The sequence below is a fragment of the Ekhidna sp. ABH4_415 genome (assembly GCF_056161305.1).
Genome location: NZ_JBSWYW010000016.1, coordinates 1 through 2,044, shown reverse-complemented (window position 1 = coordinate 2,044; position 2,044 = coordinate 1). Strand labels below are relative to the sequence as shown.

Annotated in this window: 1 protein-coding gene; it reads left to right on the top strand. The window is 53.2% G+C overall.

The window, feature by feature from the left end; translation table 11 throughout:
* Positions 1-2,044, top strand: a 2,044-nt coding sequence (locus ACXAH9_RS17125) for a beta strand repeat-containing protein (RefSeq protein WP_474896073.1), incomplete at both ends; no start/stop codon positions are given.

Here is a 2,044-nt window from a genome sequence, read left to right as displayed (position 1 = left end):
TACGAATGTGGATGCGCAGAATGGATTAGATGTGACGAATGCGGACCTGACGGTAGGGGGCACGAACTTCACTGTAGATGATGTGACGGGTGATGTTGCCACCGCGGGATCGATCGACATCACCACCAACCTCTCATTCGATGGCGCCAACACGGCAGAAGAGATTGTGACCTCAGGCACGGTAGACTTGGCGACCCCATCGGACAATGCCCTTGTCACAGAGGGAGCTTTAGCTGGCGCGATCGGCAACCAGGCGGGATCAGGTCTGACATACGATGGAGCTAACAATGAAATTGATTTAGGAGGTGATCTTCAGGGGGATGCGATCATAGGCACGGCGGGTCTTGGTAACTTCCAGGTCGCTGACGATGCGGCTGGTACTACCAACTACCTGACGGTAGCTGATGGAGGAAACATTACGATTGGAGATGGCAACATCACTTCGGGCAATGGTACAATCACGACGGGTACAGGACAAGCTGATTTTGGGGGCAATGTAGATGCAAACAATGGGTTAGATGTGGATGGCGGCAACTTCACGGTGGCTGATGGGGCTACTACCACCAATATCGACAACAACACGATCAACCTCGGTAACCTTGCTACGGATGCGTTAGACATCACCGCAGCTACCAACATCAATGGAGGTAATTTGACGATTGCTTCTCCACAAACGGATGTGACTTCTACGACTTTGAATGTAGCCGATGGAACCACGACCAACATCAACTCTGATGCTGTAAACATCGGTAACCTCGCCACGGATGCGGTCGATGTAACGGGTGTGATCAATTTGAATGGTGGACAGATCACCGCAGCTACGAATGTAGATGCGAACAATGGTCTGGATGTGGCGAATGCGGACCTGACGGTAGGGGGCACGAACTTCACTGTAGATGATGTGACGGGTGATGTTGCCACCGCGGGATCCATCGACATCACCACCAACCTTTCCTTTGATGGGGCCAACACGGTAGAAGAGATTGTGACCTCAGGCACGGTAGACTTAGCCACTCCATCGGACAATGCCCTTGTCACAGAGGGAGCTTTAGCTGGTGCTATTGGAAACCAGGCGGGATCAGGTCTGACATACGATGGAGCTAACAATGAAATTGATTTAGGAGGTGATCTTCAGGGGGATGCGATCATCGGGACAGCCGGGCTTGGTAACTTCTCGGTAGAAAGCGATGATACCGGAGCAGGCACATCATATTTTGAGGTAGCCGACGGAGGCAACATCACCGTAGGCGATGGCACGGTTACAACGGGCACGGGTCAGGTAACGCTCAATGGCAATGTGGATGCGACCAGTGGCGTAGACATTACAGGTGGAGCGCTGACTATTGACAACCAGGCGATCACCCAAACCACAGGAGGCCAGGTTACGCTAGCGGGTAATCTTGATGCGAACAATGGCGTTGATGTAACGGGCGCTGACTTGACTGTGGCTACCAACGCTGACTTGAACGGGACCCTTGATGTAGCGGGTCAGACCGACTTAGCTGCGACGGGAGTAGCGACGAATGTTCGTGGGACTTTGGGTGTAGCTGAGCAGGCAACTTTTACTGGCAATGTGGACGCACAGAATGGCTTAGATGTGACGGGAGCGAACCTGACGGTAGGCGCTACGACGATCGACCCAAGTACGGGCAATGCGAGTGTGGCAGGTACTTTGGGTGTGACGGGCACCACGACGCTGGGCACGGCGAATATCACGACGGGCACCATCACGACAGCTGATATTAACGGCGGCAACATTGACGGCACAGCGATCGGAGCGACCACTCCGGCGGCAGGAAGTTTTACGGTTACGAACACGGACAACATCCAGGTAGATGGAAATACGATCAGCAGCACGGATGTGAATGGCAACATAGTGTTGACCCCTAATGGCACGGGTGTGGTGACCACTGATAATTTAAGTCTGGACGGCAATACGATCAGCAGCACGGATGTAAACGGCAATGTGGTGATCGATCCGAATGGTACGGGCGTGGTAGATGTAAACACGAGTTTGATCAGCAACGTAACGGATCCTGTTGGC